29 protein-coding genes are annotated in these 26861 nt (G+C 66.1%); 18 read left to right on the plus strand and 11 right to left on the minus strand.

Features of this window, described 5'->3' with window-relative positions:
* Positions 1–6: 6 nt before the first annotated feature.
* Positions 7–1644: a sensor histidine kinase gene (locus AC50X7_RS17575; protein WP_494980233.1), complete on the minus strand. Its 1638-nt coding sequence runs from the start codon at positions 1642–1644 to the stop codon at positions 7–9.
* A gap of 233 nt (positions 1645–1877) precedes the next feature.
* Here AC50X7_RS17575 and AC50X7_RS17580 point away from each other — a divergent pair, with 233 nt between their 5' ends.
* The 5 genes from AC50X7_RS17580 to AC50X7_RS17600 all read left to right on the plus strand — a co-directional run bounded on the left by AC50X7_RS17580 (position 1878) and on the right by AC50X7_RS17600 (position 5787).
* A complete protein-coding gene (locus AC50X7_RS17580; RefSeq protein WP_494980234.1) occupies positions 1878–2651 on the plus strand; it encodes a class I SAM-dependent methyltransferase in 774 nt (257 codons plus the stop codon).
* 106 nt (positions 2652–2757) lie between these two features.
* Positions 2758–3234 carry a hypothetical protein gene (locus AC50X7_RS17585; RefSeq protein ID WP_494980183.1) on the plus strand — a complete coding sequence of 159 codons (477 nt, stop codon included), beginning with the start codon at positions 2758–2760 and terminating at the stop codon, positions 3232–3234.
* Positions 3235–3327: 93 nt separating this feature from the next.
* Positions 3328–3747 carry a hypothetical protein gene (locus tag AC50X7_RS17590; protein WP_494980184.1) on the plus strand — a complete coding sequence of 140 codons (420 nt, stop codon included), beginning with the start codon at positions 3328–3330 and terminating at the stop codon, positions 3745–3747.
* Positions 3748–3763: 16 nt separating this feature from the next.
* Positions 3764–4573: an SDR family oxidoreductase gene (locus AC50X7_RS17595; RefSeq protein ID WP_494980185.1), complete on the plus strand. Its 810-nt coding sequence runs from the start codon at positions 3764–3766 to the stop codon at positions 4571–4573.
* 89 nt (positions 4574–4662) lie between these two features.
* Positions 4663–5787, plus strand: coding sequence for a glycerate kinase (locus tag AC50X7_RS17600; protein ID WP_494980186.1), 1125 nt, complete (start codon positions 4663–4665; stop codon positions 5785–5787).
* Positions 5788–5820: 33 nt separating this feature from the next.
* On the opposite strand, the gene AC50X7_RS17605 is transcribed toward AC50X7_RS17600, so the two are convergent.
* The gene (locus AC50X7_RS17605) at positions 5821–6135 is read right to left on the minus strand and encodes a LuxR family transcriptional regulator (RefSeq protein WP_494980187.1); all 315 of its coding nucleotides are present in this window, start codon (positions 6133–6135) and stop codon (positions 5821–5823) included.
* A 143-nt stretch (positions 6136–6278) separates the two neighbouring features.
* On the minus strand, positions 6279–6776 hold the full coding sequence (locus AC50X7_RS17610; protein WP_494980188.1) for a DUF6328 family protein: 498 nt from the start codon (positions 6774–6776) through the stop codon (positions 6279–6281).
* Between the two features lie 210 nt (positions 6777–6986).
* Between AC50X7_RS17610 and AC50X7_RS17615 the strand changes: the two genes are divergently transcribed.
* The 5 genes from AC50X7_RS17615 (at position 6987) to AC50X7_RS17635 (ending at position 11325) form a co-directional block, all read left to right on the plus strand.
* Positions 6987–7886 (plus strand): SDR family oxidoreductase, encoded by a 900-nt coding sequence (locus AC50X7_RS17615; protein ID WP_494980189.1) that lies wholly within the window; start codon positions 6987–6989, stop codon positions 7884–7886.
* A 46-nt stretch (positions 7887–7932) separates the two neighbouring features.
* Positions 7933–8295, plus strand: a complete 363-nt coding sequence (locus tag AC50X7_RS17620; protein WP_494980190.1) for a hypothetical protein — start codon at positions 7933–7935, stop codon at positions 8293–8295.
* A gap of 182 nt (positions 8296–8477) precedes the next feature.
* The gene (locus tag AC50X7_RS17625; protein WP_494980191.1) at positions 8478–9377 is read left to right on the plus strand and encodes a glycosyltransferase family 2 protein; all 900 of its coding nucleotides are present in this window, start codon (positions 8478–8480) and stop codon (positions 9375–9377) included.
* 101 nt (positions 9378–9478) lie between these two features.
* On the plus strand, positions 9479–10351 hold the full coding sequence (locus AC50X7_RS17630) for a GAF domain-containing protein (protein ID WP_494980192.1): 873 nt from the start codon (positions 9479–9481) through the stop codon (positions 10349–10351).
* A complete protein-coding gene (locus AC50X7_RS17635) occupies positions 10348–11325 on the plus strand; it encodes an SGNH/GDSL hydrolase family protein (RefSeq protein WP_494980193.1) in 978 nt (325 codons plus the stop codon). The genes AC50X7_RS17630 and AC50X7_RS17635 overlap by 4 nt, the downstream gene beginning before the upstream one ends.
* Before the next feature lie 11 nt (positions 11326–11336).
* Here the strand turns inward: AC50X7_RS17635 and AC50X7_RS17640 are convergent, their stop codons facing one another.
* The gene (locus tag AC50X7_RS17640) at positions 11337–12689 is read right to left on the minus strand and encodes a uracil-xanthine permease family protein (protein WP_494980194.1); all 1353 of its coding nucleotides are present in this window, start codon (positions 12687–12689) and stop codon (positions 11337–11339) included.
* A 201-nt stretch (positions 12690–12890) separates the two neighbouring features.
* Here AC50X7_RS17640 and AC50X7_RS17645 point away from each other — a divergent pair, with 201 nt between their 5' ends.
* Positions 12891–13496, plus strand: coding sequence for a malonic semialdehyde reductase (locus AC50X7_RS17645; RefSeq protein ID WP_494980195.1), 606 nt, complete (start codon positions 12891–12893; stop codon positions 13494–13496).
* Between the two features lie 137 nt (positions 13497–13633).
* Positions 13634–14113 (plus strand): 2'-5' RNA ligase family protein, encoded by a 480-nt coding sequence (locus AC50X7_RS17650; protein ID WP_494980196.1) that lies wholly within the window; start codon positions 13634–13636, stop codon positions 14111–14113.
* Positions 14114–14118: 5 nt separating this feature from the next.
* On the opposite strand, the gene pgm is transcribed toward AC50X7_RS17650, so the two are convergent.
* Positions 14119–15795, minus strand: a complete 1677-nt coding sequence (gene pgm / locus AC50X7_RS17655; protein WP_494980197.1) for a phosphoglucomutase (alpha-D-glucose-1,6-bisphosphate-dependent) — start codon at positions 15793–15795, stop codon at positions 14119–14121.
* A 248-nt stretch (positions 15796–16043) separates the two neighbouring features.
* Between pgm and AC50X7_RS17660 the strand changes: the two genes are divergently transcribed.
* Positions 16044–16919 carry an NERD domain-containing protein gene (locus tag AC50X7_RS17660; RefSeq protein ID WP_494980198.1) on the plus strand — a complete coding sequence of 292 codons (876 nt, stop codon included), beginning with the start codon at positions 16044–16046 and terminating at the stop codon, positions 16917–16919.
* A gap of 134 nt (positions 16920–17053) precedes the next feature.
* The gene (locus AC50X7_RS17665) at positions 17054–17317 is read left to right on the plus strand and encodes a DUF4190 domain-containing protein (RefSeq protein WP_494980199.1); all 264 of its coding nucleotides are present in this window, start codon (positions 17054–17056) and stop codon (positions 17315–17317) included.
* A 54-nt stretch (positions 17318–17371) separates the two neighbouring features.
* Here the strand turns inward: AC50X7_RS17665 and AC50X7_RS17670 are convergent, their stop codons facing one another.
* The 5 genes from AC50X7_RS17670 to AC50X7_RS17690 form a co-directional block, all read right to left on the minus strand.
* A complete protein-coding gene (locus AC50X7_RS17670; protein WP_494980200.1) occupies positions 17372–18820 on the minus strand; it encodes a purine-cytosine permease family protein in 1449 nt (482 codons plus the stop codon).
* A 290-nt stretch (positions 18821–19110) separates the two neighbouring features.
* On the minus strand, positions 19111–19566 hold the full coding sequence (locus AC50X7_RS17675; protein WP_494980201.1) for a LapA family protein: 456 nt from the start codon (positions 19564–19566) through the stop codon (positions 19111–19113).
* Between the two features lie 477 nt (positions 19567–20043).
* Positions 20044–20271 carry a hypothetical protein gene (locus AC50X7_RS17680; RefSeq protein ID WP_494980202.1) on the minus strand — a complete coding sequence of 76 codons (228 nt, stop codon included), beginning with the start codon at positions 20269–20271 and terminating at the stop codon, positions 20044–20046.
* 133 nt (positions 20272–20404) lie between these two features.
* Positions 20405–21829 (minus strand): amidase, encoded by a 1425-nt coding sequence (locus AC50X7_RS17685; RefSeq protein WP_494980203.1) that lies wholly within the window; start codon positions 21827–21829, stop codon positions 20405–20407.
* Positions 21822–22556 (minus strand): Type 1 glutamine amidotransferase-like domain-containing protein, encoded by a 735-nt coding sequence (locus tag AC50X7_RS17690; RefSeq protein ID WP_494980204.1) that lies wholly within the window; start codon positions 22554–22556, stop codon positions 21822–21824. Before AC50X7_RS17690 ends, AC50X7_RS17685 begins: the two co-directional genes overlap by 8 nt.
* A 122-nt stretch (positions 22557–22678) precedes the next feature.
* Here AC50X7_RS17690 and AC50X7_RS17695 point away from each other — a divergent pair, with 122 nt between their 5' ends.
* From AC50X7_RS17695 to AC50X7_RS17705, 3 genes are all read left to right on the plus strand, one after another.
* The gene (locus AC50X7_RS17695) at positions 22679–23005 is read left to right on the plus strand and encodes a rhodanese-like domain-containing protein (RefSeq protein ID WP_104044120.1); all 327 of its coding nucleotides are present in this window, start codon (positions 22679–22681) and stop codon (positions 23003–23005) included.
* Positions 23006–23066: 61 nt separating this feature from the next.
* A complete protein-coding gene (gene pheA, locus AC50X7_RS17700) occupies positions 23067–24044 on the plus strand; it encodes a prephenate dehydratase (RefSeq protein ID WP_494980205.1) in 978 nt (325 codons plus the stop codon).
* Between the two features lie 96 nt (positions 24045–24140).
* Positions 24141–24347, plus strand: a complete 207-nt coding sequence (locus AC50X7_RS17705; protein ID WP_307097158.1) for a hypothetical protein — start codon at positions 24141–24143, stop codon at positions 24345–24347.
* Between the two features lie 10 nt (positions 24348–24357).
* Here AC50X7_RS17705 and AC50X7_RS17710 read toward each other — a convergent pair whose 3' ends face one another.
* The gene (locus tag AC50X7_RS17710; RefSeq protein ID WP_494980206.1) at positions 24358–25422 is read right to left on the minus strand and encodes a diacylglycerol/lipid kinase family protein; all 1065 of its coding nucleotides are present in this window, start codon (positions 25420–25422) and stop codon (positions 24358–24360) included.
* Positions 25423–25513: 91 nt separating this feature from the next.
* On the opposite strand from AC50X7_RS17710, the gene serS reads away from it, so the two are divergent.
* Positions 25514–26794 (plus strand): serine--tRNA ligase, encoded by a 1281-nt coding sequence (gene serS / locus AC50X7_RS17715; protein WP_494980207.1) that lies wholly within the window; start codon positions 25514–25516, stop codon positions 26792–26794.
* Positions 26795–26861 lie beyond the last annotated feature (67 nt).

Genomic DNA, 26861 nt, shown 5'->3' on the forward strand with positions numbered 1-26861 from the left:
CCGCGCTCAGTTGGCCCGGCTGCGGCAGGGATCCAGCGGGAGGCTGACGGTGACCGTTGTCCCCGCGCCCAGGGTGGAAGCCACGTCGATGCGGCCGCCGTGGCGCGCCACTATATCCTTGGTGATGGCCAGGCCCAGCCCGGTTCCGGGGATGGCCCCGGACATTGCGTTGGAGGCGCGGTAGAACCGGGTGAAGACCTGGTCGATTTCCTCGCTGGAGATGCCGATGCCGTTGTCCGCGACGCGGACGGTGGCCCACCTGGTGCCGTCAGCCGCCGCGCGCGATTCGCTGCCCACCTCGATCCGGCCCCCGCTGGGGGTGAACTTAATGGCGTTGGACACCAGGTTGGTGAACACCTGCTGCAGCTGTACCTCGTCCGCCAGGATTTCCGGATCGTCAGGGAGGGGGTCGACGGCGATGGTTACGTTCTGCAGCTGGGCCAGGGGACGGAGTGCGCCGGCGACAAGGTCCAGGGTCTGTCCCAGGCGCACCGGGGTCAGATGCATCAGGTTGTCATCGAGCCCGTTGCGGGACACGCTCAGCATGTCTTCGATCAGCATCCGGAGCCGCTCCGTGTTCCGTACCACGATGTCCAGCATCTGGTGGACTTCGGGGGAGACGGGCTGGTCAGTACTTTCCTGGATCATGTCCAGATACGCCATGATGGACGTCAGCGGTGTCCTCAACTCATGGTTAACGGTGGCCAGGAAGTCGGTTTTCGCCTTGTCGAGCTGCTGAAGTTGCTTAACCACCTGTTGCTGGCTGCTGATCAGGTGGCTTTGGATCAGGCCGTGCGCGGCGTTGCCCGCCACGTGCTGGATCAGTCCCAGCTCGGCGCGCGACCATTGCCGCGGCTGGTCCAGCATCACGATCCAGATGATGCCCAGCGAGGAGCCTCCGTCGCCCATCGGTACCGCCAGCAGGGAGGCGGCAGGGGCAAGGCGCGGGGTGACCGATGCTTCACCCGCCCTCGTGTCCTCTTCGGACCCGTCGAAGGAAAGCGTTTCAGCCGCTGCCCAGAGCCTATTGGCCGTGTGCCGGGCGGAGTCCTCATCCGGAAGCGCTTCTGCTGGAAGCTTGTCGAGCCCCGGCCGGGTCCATGTTGCGGTAATCGGAGGAACCCGCTCGTCGGCGAACGTGGTCAGCCGGACATGGTCCGCCTTGAACGTCCTGCCGAATCCCTCCACTACCAGACGGGCAATTTCCTGCGGATCATTGGTGCCCCGGACGGCAGCCGAGACCAGGCGCAGCTGCTCACGGAGGCCTTCGGCTTCCTGCCGGGCCGCGGCCCGCCGGGACACCTGCCTGATGAGTGCTGTGGCCCGGTGAACCAGTTCTTTCGGCGGCACTGGTTTGGCTACGCAGTCGTGGATGCCGGGAGGCTGCATGGCTGCAAGTTCGGCGGCGCTGTCCAGGTCCACCATCACCAGGACGGGGGCTTCTGCTTCCACGGCCGACAAGGACGTATCAACGACGACCACCGAAGGTTCGCCTGCCTCGAGCAGGGCGGCAAGCCCGCCCGCATCCCCGGCAGTACGCACCTCGTAGCCGGCGTCGCGCAGTGCCTGCGCGTTGACCGCCAGCCTTCCGCCGTCGGGGTCCGCCATAACAGCAGTGCGGGGCACAGCCGAGTCCCACGGCATGTCAGCCGTCACAATGCCCCCTTCGCTCCCAGTTGAGTACATTGTATGGCGGACGCAGGCTGGATGGACCCGAAGAAGTTGAACATCCCGCAAGAGTGACGAAACAACCGGACGCGGACCACCGCCGCACAGTCGAAAGGGACGCTTGGCCGCCGGCTTGGCAGCGCAACCCATATATTTGATCCGTGTCCTCTCCAGCGAAATCAGTGCGCTCTGCCTGGCAGAAGTACCTGATGATTCCCAAACTCGTCCGCCTGTCCCGCTCTGCGCACAAGGACCGGCCGGTGGCTTGGGACAGGTACTGGGCAGGCATCAACGTGACCGGCGCGGATGGCGAGGTTCTCTGGGACTCCGGCAGGGACCATGAATTCCTGGGGTACAAGGAGGTGCTGGTGCGGTACCTGGACCCGGAGCTTCCCACGGTTGACGTGGGATGCGGGCACGGCAGCCTCACGCGAGCGCTCGCCGGGGTATTCCCTGCCGTAATTGGCGTAGACGTCTCTGCCCATGCAATTGAGCGCGCACGGTCTGAATCCGAAAAGGAGGGCGACAGGGCAGGGTGCGTCCGCTACGAGGTGCGGGACATGACAGCGCCCGGTGCTGCAACCGGGCTGGCAGACGAACGCGGGGCGAACGTCTTTGTCCGCGGCGTGTTCCACGTACTCACCACCGATGACCAGATGGCACTGGCGGAAAACCTTTGGAGCCTGGCCGGCAGGCACGGCACCGTATTCCTCGCAGAAACCAACTTCCAGGGAAACCCCGTGGACTATGTCTCGCACCTGGGAGCAACCACCAGGGGCATTCCGGCGCCGCTGGAGCGCGCCATCCGTGAGCTGCCCATGCCCGGCCATTTTGGCCCTGCCGAACGGGCGCGTGTCCTTCCGGGGGAAACCTGGGAGCTCCTGGAGGACGGTGCCGTCGCCATCCAGACGAACCCGATGACGGACGTGGCCGAGCAGAGCCTGATCCCCGGCTACTATGCGGTGGCGCGTCCCCGGACCTAGCCGCACGTAAGGGGCAGAGGTACAATCTTCATCCGCCCCGTCCCATGGCACTGCCCCCTTGACATGGAGGCGGAGCGGGAGGCTACATAGTAAGTAGACTTACTAATTGGCCGTAGGGGAAAGGATGGCCACCATGGCGCAGGACAAGGTCAATAAGACCCGCGAGTCTCAAACGGACCAGGACGAAGAGGACCTGGGCGCCGGCCCGGACGACGGGAAGGTCCGCACTGGACCGGAATCATCCAAATCACTGAAGTATTCCCAGGAGGTCACCTCAACGGAAGACGAACCGGAGCGCGAGGGCCGGAGCCTGGTCACCACGCACCATGAAGTCATCAGGCAGTGGGCAGAGGACCGCGACGGCGTTCCCGCCACGGTGGAAGGCACCGGGCACGGTGACCACCTTGGCGTACTGCGGATCGACTTTGGTGGCGAAAATGACAAGCTCCGCCACGTCAGCTGGGAGGAATGGTTTGAAACCTTCGACTCCCGCCAGCTGAACTTCATACACCAGGAACAGCGCAGCGACGGCCAACAATCAAACTTCTTCCGGCTTGAAAACCCTGGCCGGGAAGACGCCTAAGCCGCATTCGTCCAGCCGTACCCCGCAAGACCAGCACCGGATCACCTCCGGCGCCGTCCCGTCGTCGGCAGGCGCAAACCAACAGGAACAACCATGCGCGAACTTATCCCTTCCGGTTCCCTCCGCGGGATGCTGCTGCCGCCAACCTACGGCCGGCACGTCACGGACAGCACCGCATTCACCGTATTGTCCGTCGAGATCTGGACCACCGGCCTGGTGGTCACCATCCAGATGGCATCCGACGACGGGCCGGAGCCCAACATCATCCTCCAGGACCACTTCGGTACCGAGTATTCGCTGCGCAATTCGGCCAATTTGGGCTCCCGCAACCTCCAGGTATTCACCCCCTCGGTGCCGCCCGGGACCAGGAGCCTTACGGTCAAGTCGGCCGACGATGCCCACGCCCGTCCGGTGGTTACCTTCGCCGTCCCGCTCCTGACTATGCGGGACGCCCCGAACGACTCCAACGATGACGGCTACCCCTCGCCGCCGGAACTGCGCCGTCCGGCCTGAAGACAAAGGAGACACCATGCAGGACTCCACGGGGTTCAGCCCCACCACCGCCATTGTCACCGCGTCAGACTCCGGCATCGGGAAGGCTACGGCCGTTGCGCTGGCCAAGGCGGGCATGGATGTGGGCGTGACCTGGCATTCGGACAGGGCGGGCGCCAAAGCGACGGCCGAAGAAATCCGGAGCCTGGGACGTAAGGCAGTGGTGCGGCAGCTGGATACCACTGAGCTTGGGGCCGCCGGCAGGGTAATCGAGGAACTGGCCGAGGAGCTCGGCGGGGTGGACGTGTTCGTCAACAATGCCGGCACCGGCGACGGGACTAAGTTCCTGGACCTGGACGTAAACACCTGGATGCAAACCCTGGACACGAACCTCAATGGCGCCTTCGTCTGCCTGCAGGCGGCCGCCCGGCGCATGGTCCAGGCCGGCAGGGGAGGGCGGTTGATTGCCGTCACCAGCGTGCACGAGTTCCAGCCGCGGGTGGGATCGTCCGCCTACGACGCCTCCAAGCACGGCCTGGGCGGGCTGATGAAGACGCTGGCCCTGGAACTCGCCGAGCACGGCATTACCGCCAACAGCGTTGCCCCCGGCGAGATAGCCACCCCCATGACAGGGCAGGAGGATGAGGACCCGACGACGAAGGACCGGCCCGGCGTGCCGCTGGGCAGGCCGGGCGACGCGCGGGAAGTGGCTGCCGTGATTGCCTTCCTCGCATCGCCCGCTTCGAGCTACGTCACCGGCGCTTCCTGGGTGGTGGATGGCGGCATGCTGCAGATGGGCCCGCAGGGCGGCTCGCACATTACCGGCCACGGATGGCGCGAAGGGTAGGAGCTTCCGGCCGGACCTGCGGTGGACGGTGCCCGACCGGGTGACATATGGCAAGCGCTTTCCTGCTCGGTGCTGGCATGATGGAGCCCATGCGCATTCTTATTGCTCCGGACAAGTTCAAGGGTTCCCTCACAGCCGCTGAAGCAGCTGCCGCCATCGCGGAGGGTGCCCTGCGCGTTTACCCGGATGCCGTCGCCACACAGTTCCCCATCGCCGATGGCGGCGAGGGCACCCTCGAAGCTGCCGTCGCTGCCGGCTACGAGGAGCGGATCAACGCGGTGGTAGGCCCCATCCTTGCCCCTGTCGGCGCGGCCTGGGCCATCCGGAAGGGCGACGGCGGCAGGGTTACCGCAGTCATTGAAACGGCGCAGGCCTCAGGCCTGGCCGAGATGGAGCCCACCCCGGCCAACGCGCTCCGGGCCCACAGCTACGGCTGCGGCCAGCTGATTGCGGCAGCGCTGGACGCCGGTGCCACAGAAGTTGTGCTGGGGCTCGGCGGATCCGCAATGACCGACGGCGGCAGCGGCGCCCTGCGCGCCCTGGGCCTAAAGCCGCTGGACCGGGCCGGGAATGTGGTGCCGCTGGGTGGCGGCTCACTCGCCGACATCGTGGCGCTGGATTCCTCCGAACTGGACCCCCGGCTGGCCGGCACCAGCTTCCGTATCGCCGTGGACGTGCGGAACCCGCTCTACGGCACGCTGGGCGCCGCGCACGTCTTCTCCCCGCAAAAGGGCGCGGACGAGGAGGCCGTTGAGCTGCTCGACGCCGGGCTCCGCAACTGGGCGTCCCTCCTGCGCGAAGCTACGGGCCGGGACGTCAACATCGAGGGGGCAGGCGCCGCCGGTGGCTTCCCGGCGTCGTTCCTTGCCTTTACCGACGCCGCGCTGGAAGGCGGGTTCGCACTGGTGGCGGGACTGACGGGTCTGGCAGGTCAGTTAGCGGAAAGCGACCTGGTTATCACTGGCGAAGGATCCATGGACCACCAATCGCTGACCGGCAAAGCCCCGATCGCGCTCGCGGATGCTGCCAGGGAACGCGGCATTCCGGTCATCGTGGTGGCCGGCAGGATTCTGGTGACTCCCGAGGACCTTGCAGGGCACGGAGTGGTTGCCGCTGCCCAGTTGCTGGACGTGGCGTCAAGCCCGGAGGATGCAGTGGCCAATGCCGCCAAGTACCTGGCCTGGGCAACAAGCCAGGTACTCGAAGGCGCCTAGGTAAGTGCTGCGCATTCACCAGGCGACAAGTAGCTAAACGATGGTCTTTTTGCCCCTGAGGCGGTTCCAAACCAGGATCGCGATCAGCGTCAACAGGATGATCCCGCCGATGACCCAGGGTGTGTTGTCGGTCCGGGAGGATTCGTTCTCAGCGGATTCGCCCGTGCCCGGATTGGCCGGGCCGCTGGATGCGGTGTCGCCGGGCGAAGGCGTGGGGGAGGCGACGGACAGCGCAACGGTGGTTGCCGTGGTGTGCGCAGCCGGCGAGGCATGGGCGGCGCCGAGCGAAAGTGCCGGTGCGGCAAGCACCAGCAGGGCCGCCAGTGCGATCTTCAAAAGTGTTTTCATAGGGTTCTCCTGTCGTTGTCCGCCGCCGTGTGTCCGGCCGCGCGGCTGGTAAAGGGCAAATGGTTGTAGCTGGGCGAAAGAGTGGGTGACCGGCCCGGGAGCCGTCCGCAGGGCGGCTGTGCGGCTGCGCGACGGGTGGTAACTTACCGGCCTGCCTCGGCGCGCCTGTTCAGGTGGATGGGGACGTAGACCAGCAGGACCACCATCACGGCCATCAACGCTCCGCCGGCAGTGAGGCCGGCTGTGCGTCCTGCGGTCACGTCGAACACCAGGGCCGCTGTGCCGGCACTCAGCAGCGCGATTCCGGCAAGAGTGATCTTGGCGATGGTGTCGCCGCTGGAAACCAGGGTCTCCTTCAGCCGCTTCCGGAAGAGCCGCCGGTGGACACTGACCGGCAAAAGGATGAGTGCTGTGGTCAGCGCAGCGACCATTACGTTGGTCAGGTAGAGGGCAATCTGGAAGTCATCGAGGTCTTCGAACCGTTCCTGGAAAGGCAGGGTCAGCAGAAAGCCGCCCAGGATCTGTACGCCCATCTGCAGCACCCGCATCTCCTGCAGCAGCTCCGCCCAGTTGCGGTCCAGCTGTTCTTCACGGGTCTCATTCCTGCCTGTCCGGGCGGTGTAATCCTCCACATCCGACATTGCTTCTCCTTTCTGCGCCGCCCAGCCTCTGGCAGCCTTGCTACTCCCCAAGTACCCAGAAACAAGGACAACGTTGCGCCGCGCCCCACATTTGATAAGTTTACTGATTATTCGCACGGAACGGTGGACTTTGCTCCTCGGGCCGGGATAGCTTCGAAGGGCCGGTGCACGGCTGGGCCCTCGGAAACCGACACAGTGAGTAGGCGGACTATGAGCGACACGGAAAAGCAGACAGACCAGCCAAAGGACCCCCGGGGCGGCTACTACGCAGGTGGGTTCCCTGAGCAGGAGCAGAAGCAGCCCGGCCTGACGGCGCCCATGGAGCCCAAGCCGGACCACGGGGAACTCAGCTATGAGGGGCACGGGAAACTGCAGGGCAAGGCAGCCCTCATCACGGGCGGCGATTCGGGCATCGGCAAGGCAGCCGCCATCGCCTTCGCCCGCGAGGGCGCCGACGTGGCCATCTCCTACCTGCCCGAAGAGGAGGAAGACGCCCAGGACACCGCGGACTGGATCCGGAAAGCGGGCCAGCGGGTCCTCCTGTTTCCCGGTGACGGCCGCGAAGAGGAGTTCAGCACCCGGATCGCCAACGAAACAGCGGCCGAGTTCGGACGCCTTGATGTGGTGGTGCTGAACGCGGCGTACCAGAAGAACCGCGAGAGCCTGGAGTCACTTCCCACCGAGGAATTCGACCGGGTCTTCAAGACCAACCTGTACTCGCTGCTGTGGACGGCGCGGGCGGCCGTGTCCCACCTGAAGCCGGGCGCCTCGATCATCACCACAGCTTCAATCCAGGCCTTCAACCCTTCGCCCGGCCTGATCGACTACGCCATGACCAAGGCGGCCCAGGTGGCATTCACCAAAGCGCTTGCGCAGGAACTTGGCCCGAAGGGCATCAGGGTCAATGCCGTGGCTCCCGGACCGATCTGGACCCCGCTGATTCCCGCGACCGAATGGCCGGAGAAGCTTCCGACGTTCGGCCAGGACACCCCGCTGGAACGCGCGGGCCAGCCCGCCGAGCTTGCCGCGGCCTACGTGCTGCTGGCTTCAGAGGACGGGTCTTACATTTCCGGCGCCGTACTGCCGGTCACTGGTGGAAAGGGGCTCTGAGCAGCCTCCGAGGTCAGCTTTCATTCAACGCACAACAGGAGGAACCATGACACAGGAAAACCAGCACGCCCAGCCGGAATCAGACCCCGGCGGATATGGCACCCCCACCGCTGAGCAGGAAATGGGAGGAGCCCAGGGCTCCGTAGACGGCTCGGCCGCAGGCAGCACGGGCGGAGCGGACACAAATGAGCCGCAGTCCGGCACCGGCGGGGACCCCTTGCCCCGGGACGTGGACCTTCCCTCCGGCGAAGCTGAACTGGATGAGTCGAACGACGACTCCCAGGGCTCTGCCCCGGTGTCCTCCGAGCCCGGGCAGGAAGCCACCGGGATCCCGGACGGCAGCGGCAATGACTTGCCCAAGGAAAAGTCACCGAACGACGACGGCGGCGAGAGCTTCGACGCCGGATAACCGGTCGGGTGCCGCTCCCTAAGAGAGAGCGCACCTGATCGCTGAAGGCCTCCCCCTGCTGCCCTCCGTGTGGCACCGGGCGGAGGCCTTCGCCGTGCCCGGGCATACATGGAAGCTGAAGTGGGTACAGCACACGACGAACCCCATTCATCAATGCCGAGGCAGGCGCCAGGAGGTTGGGTGTGAGCAGGAGATCATCAGAACAGTGGGCACGGCGTGTTGAGGTGCCGGACAGTGTTGCAGTGGACGTGCTGATTCCCACGTGCAACCGCCCGGCAGAACTGCCCGTGACACTGGCCGGACTGGCAGGGCAGGCCGACCCGACCTTCCGCGTGGTGGTCAGCGACCAGTCCACCGGCACTCCCGGTTGGGAACATCCGGCGGCGGCGGCGATGGTCCGCGTCCTCGAAGCGCAGGGCCGCCCTGTCACGCTGCTCCGGCACCTGCCCCGGCGCGGACTGGCGGAGCACCGCCAGTTCCTGCTGGAACAGTCGACGGCTGAACAGAGCCTTTTCCTTGATGATGACATCTGGCTGGAACCGGGAGCGCTGGAACGGCTCAGCCGGTCGCTCGACGAGCTGGACTGCGGTTTTGTGGGGATGGCTCCGCAGGGTTTGTCCTACCTTGACGACAGGCGGCCGGAGCAGACAGCCGGCTTTGAAGCGTGGAACGGTCCCGTCACCGCTGAGCGCATCCGGCCCGGCGCCCCTGGATTTGACCGCTGGCCGCTTCATAACGCCGCAAATCTCAGCCACCTCAGCGCTGACCTTTCCCTGGAACCCGGGGAGTGGTTGCCCTATCGCGTGGCCTGGCTTGGCGGATGTGTGCTCTACCGGCGGGAAGCCCTGAACACCGCCGGCGGCTTTGCTTTCTGGACAAGCCTTCCGGTCGACCACGCGGGCGAGGACGTTGTGGCCCAATGGGAGGTCATGGAAAGATACGGAGCTGCCGGTATCCTGCCCTCGGGCGCTGTCCATTTGGAGTCCCCCACCACGGTGACGGACCGGCGGGTGGAGGCATACGACGTCGTACTGACCGCAAACGCGCAGGCGTACGCAGGGAACGCCGGCGAACCAGACTAGGCATGCAACCGCACTGCCCCCTCCCGCGCGCACGGCGCGGGACGTATCCTTAGAACCAGGTTTTGCAGTAGGCCGCCAGCGCTTCAACCAAGGCATGCAACATGGCCGCAGGACCCACGGAGCAGGTCGGATGGGGACCGCCTCCACTGCCCCCGGAGCCGGTTTTCGACAGCAAGGACGTCGAAAACTACCTCTGGGAGGTCACCCGCGAGTTCATGACGGACATCGAGGGCGAAATCCGCGGTATCGGCTGGGCCGCCACCCTCTTCCGCCTCGGGAAGGCGCGCACCCTGGCTGCAAGCACCGACCGGGCGCTCGAGGCGGACCGGGAACAGTGTTCGTTTGCTGACGGACCGGTCATCGAAGCGCTGCGGAGCGGCGAGTTCGTATTGCTTTCCGACGTCGGGCGGGACCGGCGCTGGCCCGGGTACGCGAGTGCGGCGGCCGGCCACGGTGTCCAGTCACTCCTGTCAGTGCCCATCGTGTCCGAGGGCGGTACGAGTGCAGCCATCAATCTTTATGCATCTTCGCCGCATGCGTTTACCAGCGATGACCTCCTCCGAAGCCGCAGCTACGTGCAGCAGGTGGCGCGCTCGCTGCGCGTAGTAGTCAGGGTGGCCGAGCGGGCGGAGGCCACGGCGGGCCTTGCCGTCGCCCAAAGTTCGCTGGTCCTGGTGGATCTGGCGGTGCGCAGCCTTATGGACGAGTACGGCCTCAGCCGGGAAGGTGCCCTGCGCTTCCTGCAGAGGGAGGCGTCGCACCACGAGTGGGGCCTGCGGGATGCGGCCCTGAATGTTGTTGCTCCTGGCCCCGGCCGGGATCCGTCCGCGCCCCGGAGGGACTTGGCCGATGACCTGGAGGACTTCCGCCTGATGGCCCCGGCGGAGCTGGACCAGCCGCTCGAGGCAGTTGCTGCCCCGGAAACCTACCCTTCCACGACGACGACGACGACGGCGAAAGGACGGCCGGCATGACCATCGAAGAGCAAGAGACGCGCCCTGGACGGCCGCCGGCTGAACGGCACCCGTGGCACCGCTTCGTAGCCCTTGGCGACTCCTACACCGAAGGAATCGGTGACCCGGAGCCCCGCAGCCCCGGCGGTCTCCGCGGCTGGGCTGACCGGGCCGCCGAGGAACTCAGCAATGGCCAGAGCGACTTCGCCTACGCCAACCTTGCCGTGCGGGGAATGGTGCTCCAGGAGATCCTGGACCGGCAACTCGAGCCGGCCCTGGCACTCAAACCGGACCTGACAGCAATGTCCGGCGGCGGAAATGATGTAATTTTCCACCGCGGCGATCCTGACAAGCTGGCCGAGAAGATGGACTTGGCCGTGGGCCAGTTGGCTGAAAACGGCGGCACCGTCCTGCTGTTCGCCGGGCCGGACTGGGGCAGTACACCGGTGTTCGGCCAGATCCGGGGAAGGCTGGCCGTCTACAACGAGCACCTCCACACAATCGGACTGCGTCACCACGCGGTGATGGTGGACCTGTGGTGCTTGCCGGCGCTCCACGACGCCCGAATGTGGGACAGGGACCGGCTGCACCTTTCGCCGCTGGGCCACCACGTGGTGGCCGTCGCCACCCTTGACGCACTGGGGGTGCCGCATGCGCTCAAGACCCTGCAGCCGCGGCCTGTACCGTCCCATGGCTGGAAACAGGCCAGGGCGGATGACCTGATCTGGGCGCGGCAGTACCTGTTCCCCTGGGTCCTTGACCGGCTGCGGCCCCACTCGGCGAAGTCTTTGGCGGCGAAGCGGCCGCAGGCGGGCCCTGTCTTCGGCGTTGGCTTGCCTGGTCCGTTCCCTCCCGGTCATCCGGCCGGAATGGGCGTGGCTAACCTGCCGGAGGACGGTATTTCGACGGCGGGCGGCTTCGGGCTCCAGGCCACCTCCGGGCTGGAGGGCGGGGACGGGCCTGAGGACGCGGAAGACGCCGGGGAAGTGGCCTAGCTGATGTGGCGCTAGCGTTTTTTGGGCGTGCGCTTGGCTGCTGCGTTCATGGCCGCCTTGGCTGCCGGCGGCAGGCCGGCCTGCTCCGTCTCGGGCTCCGCCACGGTGCCGCGGGCCTTCGCGATGGCCTTCATGCCGTGGTAGATCACCAGGGCGGCGGCGGAACCGAGGGCGATGCCCGTGAACGTGAGGTCGCCGATGGTCCACGTGTAGTCGGCGATGCCGATGATCAGGGCCACGGCTGCGGTGGTGAGGTTCACCGGGTTCGAGAAGTTCACCTTGTTCTGCACCCAGATCTTCACACCCAGAATACCGATCATGCCGTACAGCATGGTGGCGGCGCCGCCCAAAACACCTGGCGGAACGGTGGCGATGAGCTCGCCGAACTTGGGGGAGAAGCTCAGCAGGATGGCGAAGACGCCCGCCACCCAGTAGGCCGCCGTTGAGTAGACCTTGGTGGCGGCCATAACGCCGATGTTCTCGGCGTAGGTGGTGGTTCCGGAACCGCCGCCAAAGCCGGCCAGGACGGTGGCGGCGCCGTCGGCCATCAGCGCGCGGCCGGAGACGCCGTCGAGGTTCTGTCCGGTCATTGCGGCAACTGACTTTACGTGGCCGATGTTTTCAGCCACCAGCACCAGTACCACGGGTACGAACAGGCCCAGGACGCCCACATGGAACTCGGGGGTCTGGAACTGCGGGAGGCCCACCCAGGCGGCGGCGTCCATCTTCCCGTAGCTCACTTCGCCGCGCAGCATGGCAACGAGGTAGCCCACCACCACGCCCACGAGGATGCTCAGGCGGCCCAGGATGCCACGGAAGAGGACGCTCACCAGGATGATGGTGGCCAGCGTGACGACGGCGGTGACGGGGTCGGCGTCGAAATTGTTCTTGGCGGCGGGGGCAAGGTTAAGGCCGATCAGCGCCACGATGGCACCGGTGACGATCGGCGGCATGAGCCGGTTGATCCAGCCTGCACCGAACTTCTGCACAATGGCGCCCACCAGGGCCAGGGTTGCGCCCGCCAGCACCACGCCGCCGAGTGCCCCGGGCACGCCGAACTGCTGCTGGGACGCCATGATGGGAGCGATGAACGCGAAGCTTGAGCCGAGGTAGCTGGGCACCCGGCCCTTGGTGATCACCAGGAAAAGCAGCGTGCCGATGCCTGAGAAGAACAGCGTGGTGGCGGGCGGCATGCCGGTGATGATGGGCACCAGGAACGTGGCGCCGAACATGGCCACCACGTGCTGCATGCCAACGCCGATGGTCAGTGGCCAGGTGAGCCGCTCATCAGGTGCCACAACGTGGCCGGGCTTGATGGACTTGCCGGTGCCGTGCAGCTTCCATTTGATTCCAAGCATGCTCATGGGCGGGAGGCCTTTCAAAAGGGTGGTGCCTCGGAGGGCGAAGATCAACTGGCTCCAGAATACCGCCAGCGTTCGCTGCCGGACCGCTGTGCCCAACGTCACCCGCCGTTACGGGAAGAGGCCTCGGCTACTTGAAGTTGCAAGGATGGAAAGCAACAAGGCCGCCCCAAGAAGCGGGGAGGCGCAGCGAAAGGTAAGCCAATGACCATTGCCCACGAAGAAGCAGTAATCGATTCGGCCGCCATCGACGCCATCTTTGCCCAGGCCCGCACCGCCAACTCCTTCACCGGAGAGGTGACCGACGAGCAGGCGCAGGCCATCTATGAGCTGACCAAGTTCGGCCCCACGGCTTTTAACTCCCAGCCGCTGCGGGTCACCTACGTCCGGTCGGACGAGGCCCGCGCCACGCTCGTTGACGCCCTCTCCAACGGGAACAAGGCGAAGACCGCCTCCGCGCCGCTCGTGGCCATCCTCAGCTACGACACCGACTGGGCCGGGCAGTGGGACAACTTCCTCCCCGGCTACAACGCCCCGAAGGCCATGTACGACGCCAACCCGGAACTCGCCGCCGCCACGGGCAGCAACAACGCCCACCTGCAGGCCGGCTACTTCATCCTGGCCGTCCGCTCCCTTGGGTTTGCCGCAGGTCCCATGACCGGCGCAGATTTCGGCGCGATTGACGCCGCCTTCTTCCCGAAGGGCGACCAGAAGAGCTTCCTGGTGGTCAACATCGGCCGGCCCGCAGAGGACGCCTTTGGTGAAGCCAAGCCCAAGTTCTCCTACGAGGACGTCGTCCGCACCGTTTAACCCCTAAGACCCCCGCTCACCCCCGCCGCAGGAGGTGAGCGGGCGTTTGGGTTTAAGCCGGCCATTAGTGAGCGGGCGTCTGGGGTTTAAGGGTCATAGGTGAGAGAGCGTCCGAGGGGCGGTGGGAGACTGGGCCTATGCGGAACCTCATCTTCGTGGCCTTCGTCGAGCCCGTGACGGACGGGCTGGTTTTCCCGCGGACGCACTGGCCCCTGCACATCACGCTGGTGAGGTTCGATGTCGACAGTGACGGTGCTGCCGGACAGCTCGCCGCGATGGCGGGCCCGCTCACCGAGCCGGCCCTGGGTGCGAATCTCACCGTAGGGGAGGACGCCGGGTTCGGCCGGAACGGGTCCGTGGCCGTCAGCCTCGTCCAGCCGCAAAAAGACCTGCAGGCACTGCACGAGCAGCTGGTTGCCGCAGTCAGGAGCCTTGCCGGCAAAGTCCTGACGCCGGCCCACACCCTGTCCGGCTACCGGCCCCACGTGTCGCACCACGGTGACAAACGGCTGAACCCGGGCGACGCCGTCGTGCTGGACCGGATCGCGCTGGTGGACATGGCGCCGGACGGTGACCGAACCGTCCGGCGCATCCTCAAACTGTGGAGCCGGAACTAAACCGCTTAGGCGATAACGCCGTCCACCAGGGCCTTGGCTTCCGCCTGCACCTGCTTGAGGTGCTCCTCGCCCTTGAAGGACTCGGCATAGATCTTGTAGACGTCCTCGGTGCCGGACGGGCGGGCAGCGAACCAGGCGTTCTCCGTGACCACCTTGAGCCCGCCGATGGACGCGCCGTTCCCCGGGGCTTCGGTGAGCTTGGAAATGATCGGCTCGCCAGCCAGTTCAGTTGCCGTGACGTCCGACGGCGACAGCTTGCCGAGTGCCGACTTCTGCTCCCGCGTGGCTGCTGCGTCAATGCGGGCGTAAACGGGCGCGCCGAACTGGTCCGTGAGGCCCTTGTAGAGCTGGGACGGGGACTTGCCCGTGACCGCAGTGATCTCGGAGGCGAGCAGGGCCAGCAGGATGCCGTCTTTGTCTGTGGTCCAGACGCTGCCGTCCTTTTTGTTGAAGGAGGCACCGGCCGATTCCTCGCCGCCGAATGCACCCTCGCCGGAGAGCAGCCCCGGAACGAACCACTTGAACCCCACCGGGACCTCCACCAGCTTGCGGCCCAGGCTCTCCGCCACGCGGTCGATGATGGAGGAGGACACCAGCGTTTTGCCCACCACCGAGTTGGGGTTCCAGCCACTGCGGTTGCGGTACAGGTAGTCGATCGCGACGGCGAGATAGTGGTTCGGGTTCATCAGCCCGCCCACCCCATCAACAACAGGTGTGACGATGCCGTGGCGGTCCGCGTCGGCGTCGTTGCCCGTGGCAATATCGAACGCCGGCTGGCCCGAAGACGAAGCATCGGCCATGCGCTGGATCAGCGAGGCCATGGCGGCGGGGGAGGAGCAGTCCATCCGGATCTTCTCGTCCCAGTCCAGCGTCATAAAGGCCCACTGCGGATCCACGGTGGGGTTGACCACGGTGAGGTTCAGGTGGTGGCGCTCGCCGATCTCGCTCCAGTAGTCCACAGCAGCGCCGCCCATGGGATCAGCTCCGATGCGGACGCCGGCCTCGCGTATTGCATCCAGGTTCAGGACGGAAGGCAGGTCATCCACGTAGCTGCTGAGAAAGTCGAATTTGCCGGTGGTGTCGGCGGCCAGCGCGTCCGCCAGCGGGATGCGCTTCACACCGCGCAGGTCGTTTTCGAGCAGTTCGTTGGCGCGGTTGGCGATCCAGCCGGTGGCATCCGAATCGGCGGGCCCGCCGTGCGGGGGGTTGTACTTGAAGCCGCCGTCGGCCGGCGGGTTGTGGCTGGGCGTGACCACGATGCCGTCAGCCTGGGGAGCGCCGGCACCGGCGTTCCGGTTGTAGGTGAGGATGGCGTGGCTAAGGGCAGGGGTGGGGGTGTAGCCGTGGCGTGCGTCGATGAGGACCTGGACGCCGTTGGCGGCCAGCACCTCGAGCGCGGAGTTCTGCGCCGGCTCGCTGAGGGCGTGGGTGTCCTTGGCCAGGAACAGCGGGCCAGTGATGCCCTGCCCCGCCCGGTACTCCACGATGGCCTGGGTGATGGCCACGATGTGCTTCTCGTTGAATGACGCCTTGAGGCTCGACCCGCGGTGCCCGGAAGTGCCGAACGCCACGCGCTGGCCTGGATCACCCAGATCCGGTGTGATGTCGTAATACGCGTCAAGGAGCGCAGTGATGTCAACAAGGTCCTGGGGTTGGGCAACTGTACCCGCGCGGCTAGCCATGGCTACAGCATGCCAGACCCGGGCCGCAGTCAAAACGATCCGTCCACAATTCGGCCACTGTGTCCGGCCCTGTGACGGAACAACGTCATCAACCAAGTAGCCCACCTGAGTACAGGGCCATCAAAGTACTTATATACCGGCGCCTCTGCACCCTGTTAGTTTCGAAAAATCGGGCGGAATGTCCGCAAGCAAAAGGGCGGCGGCGGCCTTCGGCCGTCGGTATTCCAGTGGGGAAAGCAGGGACGGCCATGGGGGCAGGGGACGGGGCAGCGGAGCATTCCAGGCTGGCTGCGGAAAGGGTCGCGAGGCTCAAGCGCCAGCTCGACCAGGCAGAGCGCTCCACCAAGGCCTGGGACGCCAGCGCCGCCCACGGGCGGGTGGTGGAGGAGAAGCTCAGCGAGCTGGTGCCGCGCGGCTGGTACGTGATGCACGACGTGCACTGGCCGGGCCGGCCCAAGGCCAACCTGGATCACGTCCTGGTGGGGCCGGGCGGCGTGGTGGTGGTGGACGCCAAGAACTGGACCGGCGAAGTCCGGGTGGCCTCCGGTGTGCTTTGGCAGGGCCGCTACGCACGCACCCAGGCGGTAGAAGGCGCGCTGGCCCAGTGCGCCGCCGTCGCCTCCGTCATGGCGCCGCCGCACCGCAGGCTGGTCCGTCCGTTGATCTGTATGGCTGCGCAGCCGGATCTCTTTGGTGTGACGAACGCGGACGTGCCCGTGGCTGGTGCCCAACGCGTTGTGGGGGCCATCGAGGCCTTGCCCCCGGTGCTGGACCAGCAGGCCGTGGTGGGGCTCTACGCCCACCTCGGCCAGCAGCTCACGCATGAACAGGAGCCGGGCATCACGGCGTTCAGGAATGTCAGGCCGGGCACGGTGGTAAGGCCGGTGGACCCGCGTCAGGCGCCCTCGAACAGCGATATGGAGCATCGTCCCGTGCCTGCCCGGCGCGTGTCTCCCCGTCCTATGCCTCCCCGATCCAGGGTTCGGGAGACCGCGCCGGAAACGGCCGCTGGCAAGCGGAACCCGAAGGCCCGCCAGCACGGCACAACCGGGGCAGGAACACTGGCACTCCTGGCCGCGTTCGTTATTTTCGCCGTCTACGTGCTGCCGTACTGGGGGCAATAGACCTGCCGCCGAGCCCGTACAACCAGCCGGGCCAGTACCAGCCGGGCCCTTACAGCCAGCAGCCGGGCCCATACAACCAGCCGGGCCCGTACAGCCAAGGCGGAATTCCCTACAGCCAGCCCGGCTACTACGGCGTGCCCGAGCCGAAGACACTCAGCATCGCGAGCATGGTGTGCGGCATCGCCTCGGTGATCATGGGCTTCCTCCTCCTGCCGCAGATCGCCGCCATCATCACCGGCCACATGGCGCTCAAACGCGAACCGTCCGGCAAGGGCATGTCCATCACGGGCCTGGTGCTGGGGTACCTCTGCCTGCTGGGCTACGGTGCGTTGTGGCTGCTGGCCATTATCGGGCTGGCCGTCGCGAGTACCACCACCGGTACCACCTCCACCTTCTGAAACCAGCAGCCGACGGCGGCCCGGGGCTGAGGTGCCCGAGCCGCCGTCGTGCCTCTATGCCTTGGTCCCGGCCGGGAGCGGAAGGCTCTCCGCGGGGCTGTCCGGATAAATCGATTCGGCCGGCGCGCGGTTGGTAGCCTTCGCCCACGGGTAGTAGATGGCGAGGGTGACAGCGATCCCCACCAGCCACGAGATGTCCGCGCCGCCCAGCCAGCGTGTCACGGGTCCTGTGTACAGCGCCTGCGCGAGGAACGGGATCTGGACCACGACGCCGATTCCATAGGACACCAGGGCGGCGGTGTTCCAGCGGCCGTAGCGTCCGTCCGGGTTGTAGAGCGCGGGGATGTCCAAGCGGTCCCGGGAGATTTTGTAGTAGTCCACGAGGTTGATCACGGACCAGGGAGTGAACACCATCAGCAGCAGCAGGACAAAGTTCTTGAAGAGATTCAGGAAGTCTTTGCTGGCGAAAAGCGCAATGAGGACGCTGGCCGCTATTACCGCGATGATAAAAACGATCCGCATGGCTTGGGAAACCGAGTCCCGGCGGTTGACGGCGGTGCTGATGGTGACGCCGCACATAAAGGCGCCGTAGGCGTTGAGGCAGTTGACGGTGAGCTTGCCGGTGACGATCATCAGGTAGATGAAGATGGCGATCAGTCCGCCGCCGGCAAGGTCGCCCATGTAGCCAACCTGGTTCTTCAGGAAGTCGCCGCCGAGCTTGGCTGCCGAGAGCCCGCCGGCGATGGCGCCCAAAGTCATGGCCCACTGTGCGCCGCCAACTGACCCGGCGAAGGTATACCAGAAGGTTTTGCGCTCGGAGGTGCCGGCCGGCAGGTAGCGGGAGTAGTCCGCCACGTAGGGGCCGAACGTGAGCTGCCACCCCGCCCCGAGTGCGATGGCGGTCAGGAACGTGGGCCATTCGAAGCCCTTGACCATCATCACCTGGGTGACGTCGAACTTTGTGAAGACGGCGACGGTGAGGTACAGGAATCCCGCCAGCCCCACCACTGTGGCGATGCGGCCCAGGGCGTGGATGTACTTGTAACCCAGGATTGCGAGCAGGGCGGTTGCGGCGCCGAAGATCAGGATGCCGACCGCCGGGGCTTCCACCCCAAGCATCAGGTTAATCGCCTGGCCGGAGAGCACTGTTCCGGTGGAGGCAAACCCTATATACATCAGGATCACCAGGACCAGCGGGATGACTGCTCCGTAGACGCCGAACTGCGCGCGGCTGGAAATCATCTGGGGCAGGCCGAGTTTGGGTCCCTGGGCTGAGTGCAGAGCCATCACGGCGCCGCCCACCACGTTGCCTACCAGCAGCCCCACAATCGCCCAGAACGCATCGGCACCAAAAACAACCGCGAGGGCACCGTCAACGATGGCGGTGATCTGGGCGTTGGCGCCGAACCAGAGCGTGAACTGCCCCCGCGGGTGGCCGTGGCGCTCGCGCGGCGGAATCATTTCAATCGATCGTGCCTCTACGGCACTGCTTGTTGCGGCCATGGCCAACTCCTTGTGAAGAACGTAAGTTCCATCACATCGGTTTGGGCGCGCAAAGAGAACCAGAACTGGGGCCACGCTGTCTGGGGAAGGAGACAGTGTTGGCTGGTTCAGGCGTGTCGGGTTGTGCGGGACCTCAACGGAGCAGTTCCACGTCCGACACCAGTTCGATGTGGGCTGGCATCGCTTCCCCCGCCGCTTAGGGATCCTGCGCCCGGACGGTTCACCTCCGGGCGACCTCCCGGCCGTGCTGGTTCTGTTGCTAAGCGCACCAGGCACCGGCCGCCGTCGTGCTACTTCCGCTGCGGGGACCGGGCGCGGTGGGCATTCCTGCGAAGCTGCAGGATGCGGGCCCCGCCGGCCACGGCAACCAGAACCCCGCCGGTCACGCTTGCGATAAACAGCGCCATTCCGAGCGGGACGAATCCTTCGAGCCCGAAGTAGCGGACGGCCACCTGGTCCTGGTTCTGCAGGATGAAGATGATCAGCAGGATCAGGAGTACCAAGGCGGCGACGACGGCAGCCCACACGACTCCGGCCCGGGTCACCCCCGGTGGGTCTGCAGCAGGCCGGGGTGCGGTTGCTGGAGTGGAATCTGCAGCCGGCCTGCTCGGGCTTACGCCGGTCCCGGGGGCCGGGGAATCAGCGGTGGAGGAGGTCCCGGCCGAAGACGGCGCCTCGGCGTGGGTTCCGTTGCCAGGTTCCGGCTGTCGGTCAGGTGCGGGGGACGGGTAGTTTCCGGTGCTCATGATGCTTCCCTTCCTGGGGACATAATAATAAGCATGCTTATTGTCCTACCCTAGTAGGAGGTGTTCCTGCAGCACAACGCGGGAGAGGCGCCGCCCCTCGACGCAACGGAAGGGCCTCCACTGGAGTCCCTTCCGTTGTCATTTGCAGTGCAGGCGTCAGACCCTCTCCTCGCTCCGTTCAGCTGACGGGGTGCGCGGGGCTGGTGTCCTGCGCCAGTTAGGGAATGCCCAGAACGTAAAGTCCTGTGCCTTGACCGGCTTCTCCGGCGCTTCTACCGGGGTTTCCTGCTTGGCCTCGGGCTGGCGGTCAGCTTCTTTTCTGGTGCTCCGCCCGAAGTCCTTGCTGTAGGAATAACACATGACAGGCCTCCTCATGGTGACTGCCCTTTAATCGTCCTCCTGTTCGCCCACGGAGTCGAGGAGTTCAACCCCGGACATCAGGTGGGGCAGAGGTGGGTCAAGTCAGGTAGGTGCAAATCAGCTGCGGCCGGACATCACGTCGTCGGCATCCTGCGGCCGGTGGAACTCACAGGGACCGTGGTGCCGGAGCGGGAGAAGGCAGATCCGGCCAGTGGGCAAATGCACCAGGGCGCAGCGCCCGGTCCTGGCCAGGTCCTCCCTGACATTGGCGTTGCTGAGGTCGGGCCTGCCTGGATGCATCTGGCGGGAGGCTTCGCTGGCGGTGGTGGGATGTTCAGCGTTCATTAGGGCAACTCCTCGTTGAGTATCGGCCTTGGGTGGAACGGAAACTGTGCGGATCCTGCCAGTCTTGTGCAATACGGTTACGGCAGGATTAAACCCGCGTTAGATGCAGGTCAACAAGCCCCAGTGCAAAGCTTTAGTACCCCAATTCCCTGGCCACCTGCAGCAGGAGTGCCTCGGAGCCCATGGGCCCCACCAGTTGGATCCCCATCGGAAGCCCGAGGCCGGGGGCGTTGCCGGTCCAGTGAACGGGAATGGTGATGGCGGGGAGGCCGCACACGTTGACCATCGAGGACCACGGCGCGAATTCGCACTGTTTCCGGTAGTCGCCGTCGGCATCCCCTGCCCACCGCGCGGCCGGCCAGCGGTCGCTGCCGTGGGCCGTCCCGGTGAACCAGCCCACCGGGCGCGGAGCCTGGGCGAGCGCCGGCATTAGCAGCAGGTCCCACTGCGCGTATTGCGTCACAGTATCCCGCTGAAACTGCCGCAAGAACGCGGTGGCTTCGTTCAACTTGCCCGGGCTGCGCTGTTGGGCCCGACGGCGGAAGGTCCGGGTCAGCGGTGCCAGCAGGGCTTCACGGTGGGGACTGATCCTGGCCGCGCCCACCGGCGCCGTCCAGGCCGTGGTGAACGCATCGGGGTAGCGGTTGTCGTAACGGATGCTTGCTTCGCTGAGCGAGTGGCCCGCGTGCTCCAAAAGTTCCTGCCCCTTCCGGAGCGCGTCCAGCGCCTCTTGGTCGGGAGTGAACGGAAAGGTGCCGGACCAAGGACTGTCCAGGGTCACGCCGATCCTCAGCCGCGGCGGCTCCTGTTCAACCGCCGCGAGGTAGCCGCCGTTGTGTACGGACCCAGGCGATGGGGCCAGTGCGTCCAGCAGCAGGGCGGCGTCGGCGGCGCTCCGGGCCAGGGGGCCGGCCACGACCAGCCGGGCAGGGTCGCCCAGGCTTTCCCCGGCAGGCACCAAACCCCGCCCCGGCTTCAGTCCCACCAGCCCGCAGGCGGCGGCCGGTATGCGAATGGAGCCGCCGCCGTCCGTGCCCGGCGCGAACGGAAGGAGCCCGGCGGCCACCGCCGCGGCGCTTCCGCCGGAGGATCCCCCGGAGCTTCTGCTGGGTGCGTGGGGATTGCGCGACGGCGGCGCCACGCGGTTTTCGCTGTAGGCCGTCAGCCCGAATTCGGGCACCTGGGTCTTGCCCAGGGAAACCACGCCCGCGTCCTTGAGGAGGGCTACCAGCGGCCCGTCGCTGACGGCAGGTTTGTGGTCCAGGGCAGCGCTTCCGTGGGTGGTGACAACACCGGCCACGTCTGTGAGGTCCTTGAAGGCCAGGGGCATGCCGTGCAGCAAGGGCAACTCGTCAGGAGGAATGCTGCTTCGGAGCGCGTCGGCCGCGCGGGCACTTGCCCTCGCCTGTTCGGCCGTCACCGTGACAAACGCCCCGAGCAGGGGATTATGCTTTTCGATCCGGGCCAGGAAATGCGCTGCCGCTTCCACCGATGAGACTTCCCCTTTCCGGAGGCCGTCCCGGAGGGCGACGGCGGATAGGTCGTGGAGTTCAGCCAAGGTACCGCGGCTCCAGGCGTTCCTCAACAACGCCGTCCGCACCCCCGGAGGCCGTGACGATATACGCACCCTTGCCGGGGACTTCGGTCACCGCCTCCACCAGTTCCGTGCCGTGGTAGACCAGCCCGACGCCGTCGTCCGTGCAATGCGACTCGCCCAGCGTCCCGTCCGCCACCAGCCGGTGAACCAGCGGCCGCCTGCGCTCCTCCGAGTCATAATGCACGCCGTTGGCGAAAGGCAGGAAGGCGAGGCCGTTGGTCACGGCGCGCAGTTCGGGGCCAAAGGAATCGGTGGTGCCGCCCTGGAACCAGCAGATGGACCCGGCGGACACCCCTGCCAGGACCACGCCGCTTTGCCACGCCTTGTGCAGAATGTTTTCCAGGCCGTGGGCCCGCCACACCGCCAGCAGGTTCACCACCGAGCCGCCGTTCACCCACACGACGTCCTGGTCCAGCAGATGCGCCTCGGGATCAGCATGGTTGGGCATCGTGAAGAGGTTAAGGTGGCTGAAGTCGAACCCCGCCAGCCGTGCTGCCTCATCCATTTCGGAGTTGAACGCGCGCTGGTCGCCCGCAGCGGTGCCGATGTGCGTCACCTTCGGCGCCCTGCCACTGACCCCTGAGAGTTCGACGGCGTGGTGCAACAACCGGTCGAACTCGAGACGGGTGCGCGTGCCGGGCTTAAAGCCGCCCGAGGTTGCAAGGATGGTGGGCTGCGCTGCAGGCAAGGGTTCCTCCTAGGGGGTCTTTCCAGAAGCCTAACTTGCTGTACTTCCGCTGTACTTCCGGGCACACGGGGCCGCGGGCACTAGGCTTAACACTGAACCCGATCTGCCAGACAGGACTTCCCATGAGCGACTTTGATACCGTCCGCGTCAACGACCTCCCTGCCGACGCCGCCATCCTGGACGTCCGCGAGGACTACGAATGGGTGGCCGGGCATGCTGAGGGCGCCCTTCACATCCCCCTGGACCAGCTTCCCGCACGGCTGGACGAACTCGATCCGGACCAGGACCTGTACATCATCTGCCGCACCGGCGGCCGGTCCTTCCGCGCCGCGCAGTGGCTGACCGGCCAGGGCTACACGGCGATCAATGTCTCCGGCGGCATGGACCAGTGGCTCGAGGCCGGCAAGCCCCTTGTCTCGGACAACGGGCTGAAGCCCCTGGTTCTCTAGCGCACCGCCGCCTTTCCCGGGTGCCCGCGCCAAGGGCGCTCCATACCCCGAAGGAATACCTATGCCTGCGCCCTCTGCCACCTACGCCTTCCTCGGGCCCGAAGGCACGTTCACCGAGGCGGCCCTGCTGAAGGTTCCGGGAGCGGCGCAGGCCAGCCGCGTACCGGCGTCGAACGTCAACGTGGCGCTGGACATGGTGCGGGCGGGGTCAGCTGACGCTGCGATGGTGCCGATCGAAAACTCGGTGGAAGGCGGCGTGACGGCCACGCTCGATGCCATCGCCACCGGTCCGGAACTGCGGATCGTTCGGGAAGTCCTGGTCCCCATCAGCTTTGTGCTGGTCGCCCGGCCGGGCGTGAGGCTGCAGGACATCCGCCGGGTCTCAACGCACGGCCATGCCTGGGCGCAGTGCCGGCTTTGGCTGGACGCCAACATTCCCGGGGCCGAGTACGTGCCGGGATCGTCCACCGCCGCCGCAGCCATGGGGCTGCTGGACGAGGACTGCCACTACGACGCCGCCATCTGCGCCCCGCTCGTGGCCCAGGAGCAGCCGGGACTTTCCGCCCTCGCGGAGGATATCGGTGACACCCCCGGCGCAGTGACCCGGTTCATCCTGGTCAGCCGTCCCGGCATTCTGCCCGAACGCACGGGAGCGGACAAGTCCACGGTTGTAGTGCCCCTCCCCGAAGACCGCCCCGGTGCACTGATGGAGATCCTGGACCAGTTCGCCAGCCGCGGCGTGAACCTCAGCCGCATCGAATCCCGGCCCACGGGACAGTACCTGGGGCATTACTTCTTCAGTATCGACGCAGACGGCCACCTCGAAGACGCGCGTGTGGCGGATGCCCTGGCGGGACTCCACCGCATCAGCCCGGCCACCCGATTCCTTGGCTCCTACCCGCGGGCGGACAACCAGGAGACGGTGGTGGAGCCGCACACTTCTGATGATGCCTTCGAAGCAGCTAAGAAGTGGGTGGACGGGTTACGGCCGCAAACCGGGCGTCCGGAAAGCGGTTCCGGCGCTTCGCCCACAGCGTAGGTGATTGCCTTCCTTACCACTTCCGCGGGCTGTGGACAATGCGTATGCTTACTTGATCCACATTGGGGGGATGGCCCTTAGCGAAGGGAGCGGGTCATGAGTACCAACGGCTCTGACAACGATGGCCAGGGGATGATTGTTAATCCCCGTCCCGCCGCCGACAACCAGGACTGGGACGGCGACGAGGCCGACCGGGCGGACCGCCTGCGCTTCGAAGAGGAGCAGGCCATGATCCGTGAGCAGTCCGAGGCCCGGGCCGCCGCAAAGGCCGCCGCCGAGGCACACAGGGAAGCCCACGCCTGAACCTCGCGCGTCAGACCAGCGAGCCTTGCCCCCTAACCCTGATCAATAACGAACCCGGCTCCACCTGCACGGTAACCTTGGTGGCTTCGCCTGCCGTGTCGCCATCGAGCTGCGTGGGCATCGGCTCGGGGCACTTGATGACGACTTTGCCCGACCGATAAACGGTCATGATGGGCAGTTTCCTGCTGTGCTTGAACATGATTTTTACGTACATCAGCACCCAGCCGATCGCACTGCGCGGACTCATCACCACCACGTCCAGCATGCCGTCATCGATCATGGCCTGGGGGATAAAGTCGATGCCGCCGGGAACCAGGCCGCAGTTGGCAAAAAGGATGCTGCGGATGTTCCGGACCTGGTCCGGGCTGCCGTCCAGCGAGATGGAAATCTTCTTGCGCCGGCCCGGCAGGTGGCGCATGCCCGCCTCGGTGTAGGCGAGCCAGCCGAACGTCTTCTTCAGGCCGGCGTTGGTGTCGGCCAGGACTTCTGCGTCCATGCCGATGCCCGCGATCACCAGGAACGCGTGTTCGGACGAATGGCCGGTCCAGGAGTTTTCGATGCCCATCCGGGCGGTGTCGATGTAGCGCTGGTGGCCGAAGAGGGCCGTCTGCACGTTGCCGTGGAGGTCGTTGACGTCAAGGTCCACATTGCGGGCCAGGAGGTTGCCGGTGCCCAGCGGAATGAGGCCCATCGCAACACCGGTGCGGGCAAGGGACTCAGCCACCACCCGGACGGTGCCGTCGCCGCCGCCCACCACTACGACGTCGGGCTTGTGCCCCAACGCCGCCTGCACCTGCGAAAAGCCGGGATCCTCCGCCGTCGTCTCGTAAAACACCGGCTCGTCCCAGCCAGCTGTCAGGCAGGCGCGCTGGATGGTGGCCTTGGCTTCGTCCGAGCGGGCCTTGACCGGGTTGAGAATCACCGCTACCCGCTGCTGGCCGAGCCCCGGCTCGTGCGCGTCCTCACCAACCGCGCTGCGCACATGCAGCGCCTTAAGCCTGCGGACTCCCCACCAGCTGGAGACCGCGAAGGCAAGCGCCACCGCGATCAGCAGGTAGAGAATCAGGTCGCTCATGGTGGTTCAACAGTATCCCGGCGGCAGGTGCGCCTGTCCCGCACGCCGGCCGGCCGCCGTCGTACCCCTGCGGATTGGATACCCTTATGGGGTGATCGACGTAAAAGACCTCAGCGAAAACCCGGACAAGTTCCGAGCCAGCCAGCGCGCCCGCGGCGCGGACGAATCAGTGGTGGACGCGATCATCTCCGCGGACTCTGCACGCCGGGCGGCGTTGATCCGCTTCGAGAACCTCCGCGCCGAGCAGAACGTATTCGGCAAAAAGGTGGCACAGGCCAAGGGCGATGAGAAGAAGGCGCTGCTGGCGGAGGTGAAGGAACTGGCCAACTCGGTCAAGGCCGCTTCCGCCGAGGCAGATGCCGCGCAGTTGAAGCAGGAAGAACTGCTGCGCACCATCCCCAACCTCATCGAGGACGGCGTTCCCGAAGGCGGCGAGGACGACTACGTGGTGGTCAAAACCGTCGGCACGCCGCGTGAGTTCCCGGACTTTGAGCCGAAGGACCACCTGGAAATCGGTGAGCTGATCGGTGCGATCGACATGGAACGCGGCGCCAAGGTGTCCGGCGCGCGCTTCTACTTCCTTCGAGGGGTGGGTGCCCGGCTGGAGATGGCGCTGCTGCAGATGGCCATGGACCAGGCCATCGAGGCCGGCTTCGTCCCGATGATCACGCCCACTCTGGTGCGCCCGGAGACCATGCAGGGCACCGGCTTCGACGTAAAGCACGACGCCGAGATTTACCGCCTCGCCGAAGACGACCTTTACCTTGTAGGCACCTCCGAGGTTGCGCTGGCCGGATACCACGCCGACGAGATCCTGGACTTCTCGGCAGGCCCCATCCGTTACGCGGGCCAGAGCTCGTGCTACCGGCGCGAGGCCGGTTCGCACGGCAAGGACACCCGCGGCATCATCCGCGTGCACCAGTTCAACAAGGTGGAGATGTTTATTTACACCACGGTGGAGGAGGCCGCAGCCGAGCATCAGCGGCTGCTGGCGTGGGAAGAGGAAATGCTGACCAAGTGCGAGCTGCCGTACCGCGTTATTGACACGGCTGCCGGTGACCTTGGCATGTCCGCCGCCCGGAAGTACGACTGCGAAGCCTGGGTTCCCACCCAAAGCGCGTACCGGGAGCTGACCTCGACGTCCAACTGCACCACCTTCCAGGCCCGCCGCCTCAACATCCGCGAACGCGCAGTCAATGCGGAGGGCGTGGCCAAGGGCACCCGTGCCGTTGCCACCCTGAACGGAACTCTGGCCACCACCCGCTGGATCGTGGCTCTCCTGGAGCACCACCAGAACGCGGACGGCTCGGTCAACGTTCCGAAGGCGCTGCAGAAGTACATCGGCGGGCTTGAGGTCCTCCCGGTCCTGTAGGTTTCCGCTGCTTTTGGGCTTCGCCCGTCATGGGCTTAGCAACCTCCGGTGGACTCTGCACCCGCGA

The sequence above is a fragment of the Pseudarthrobacter sp. Hb11 genome, from assembly GCF_059383655.1.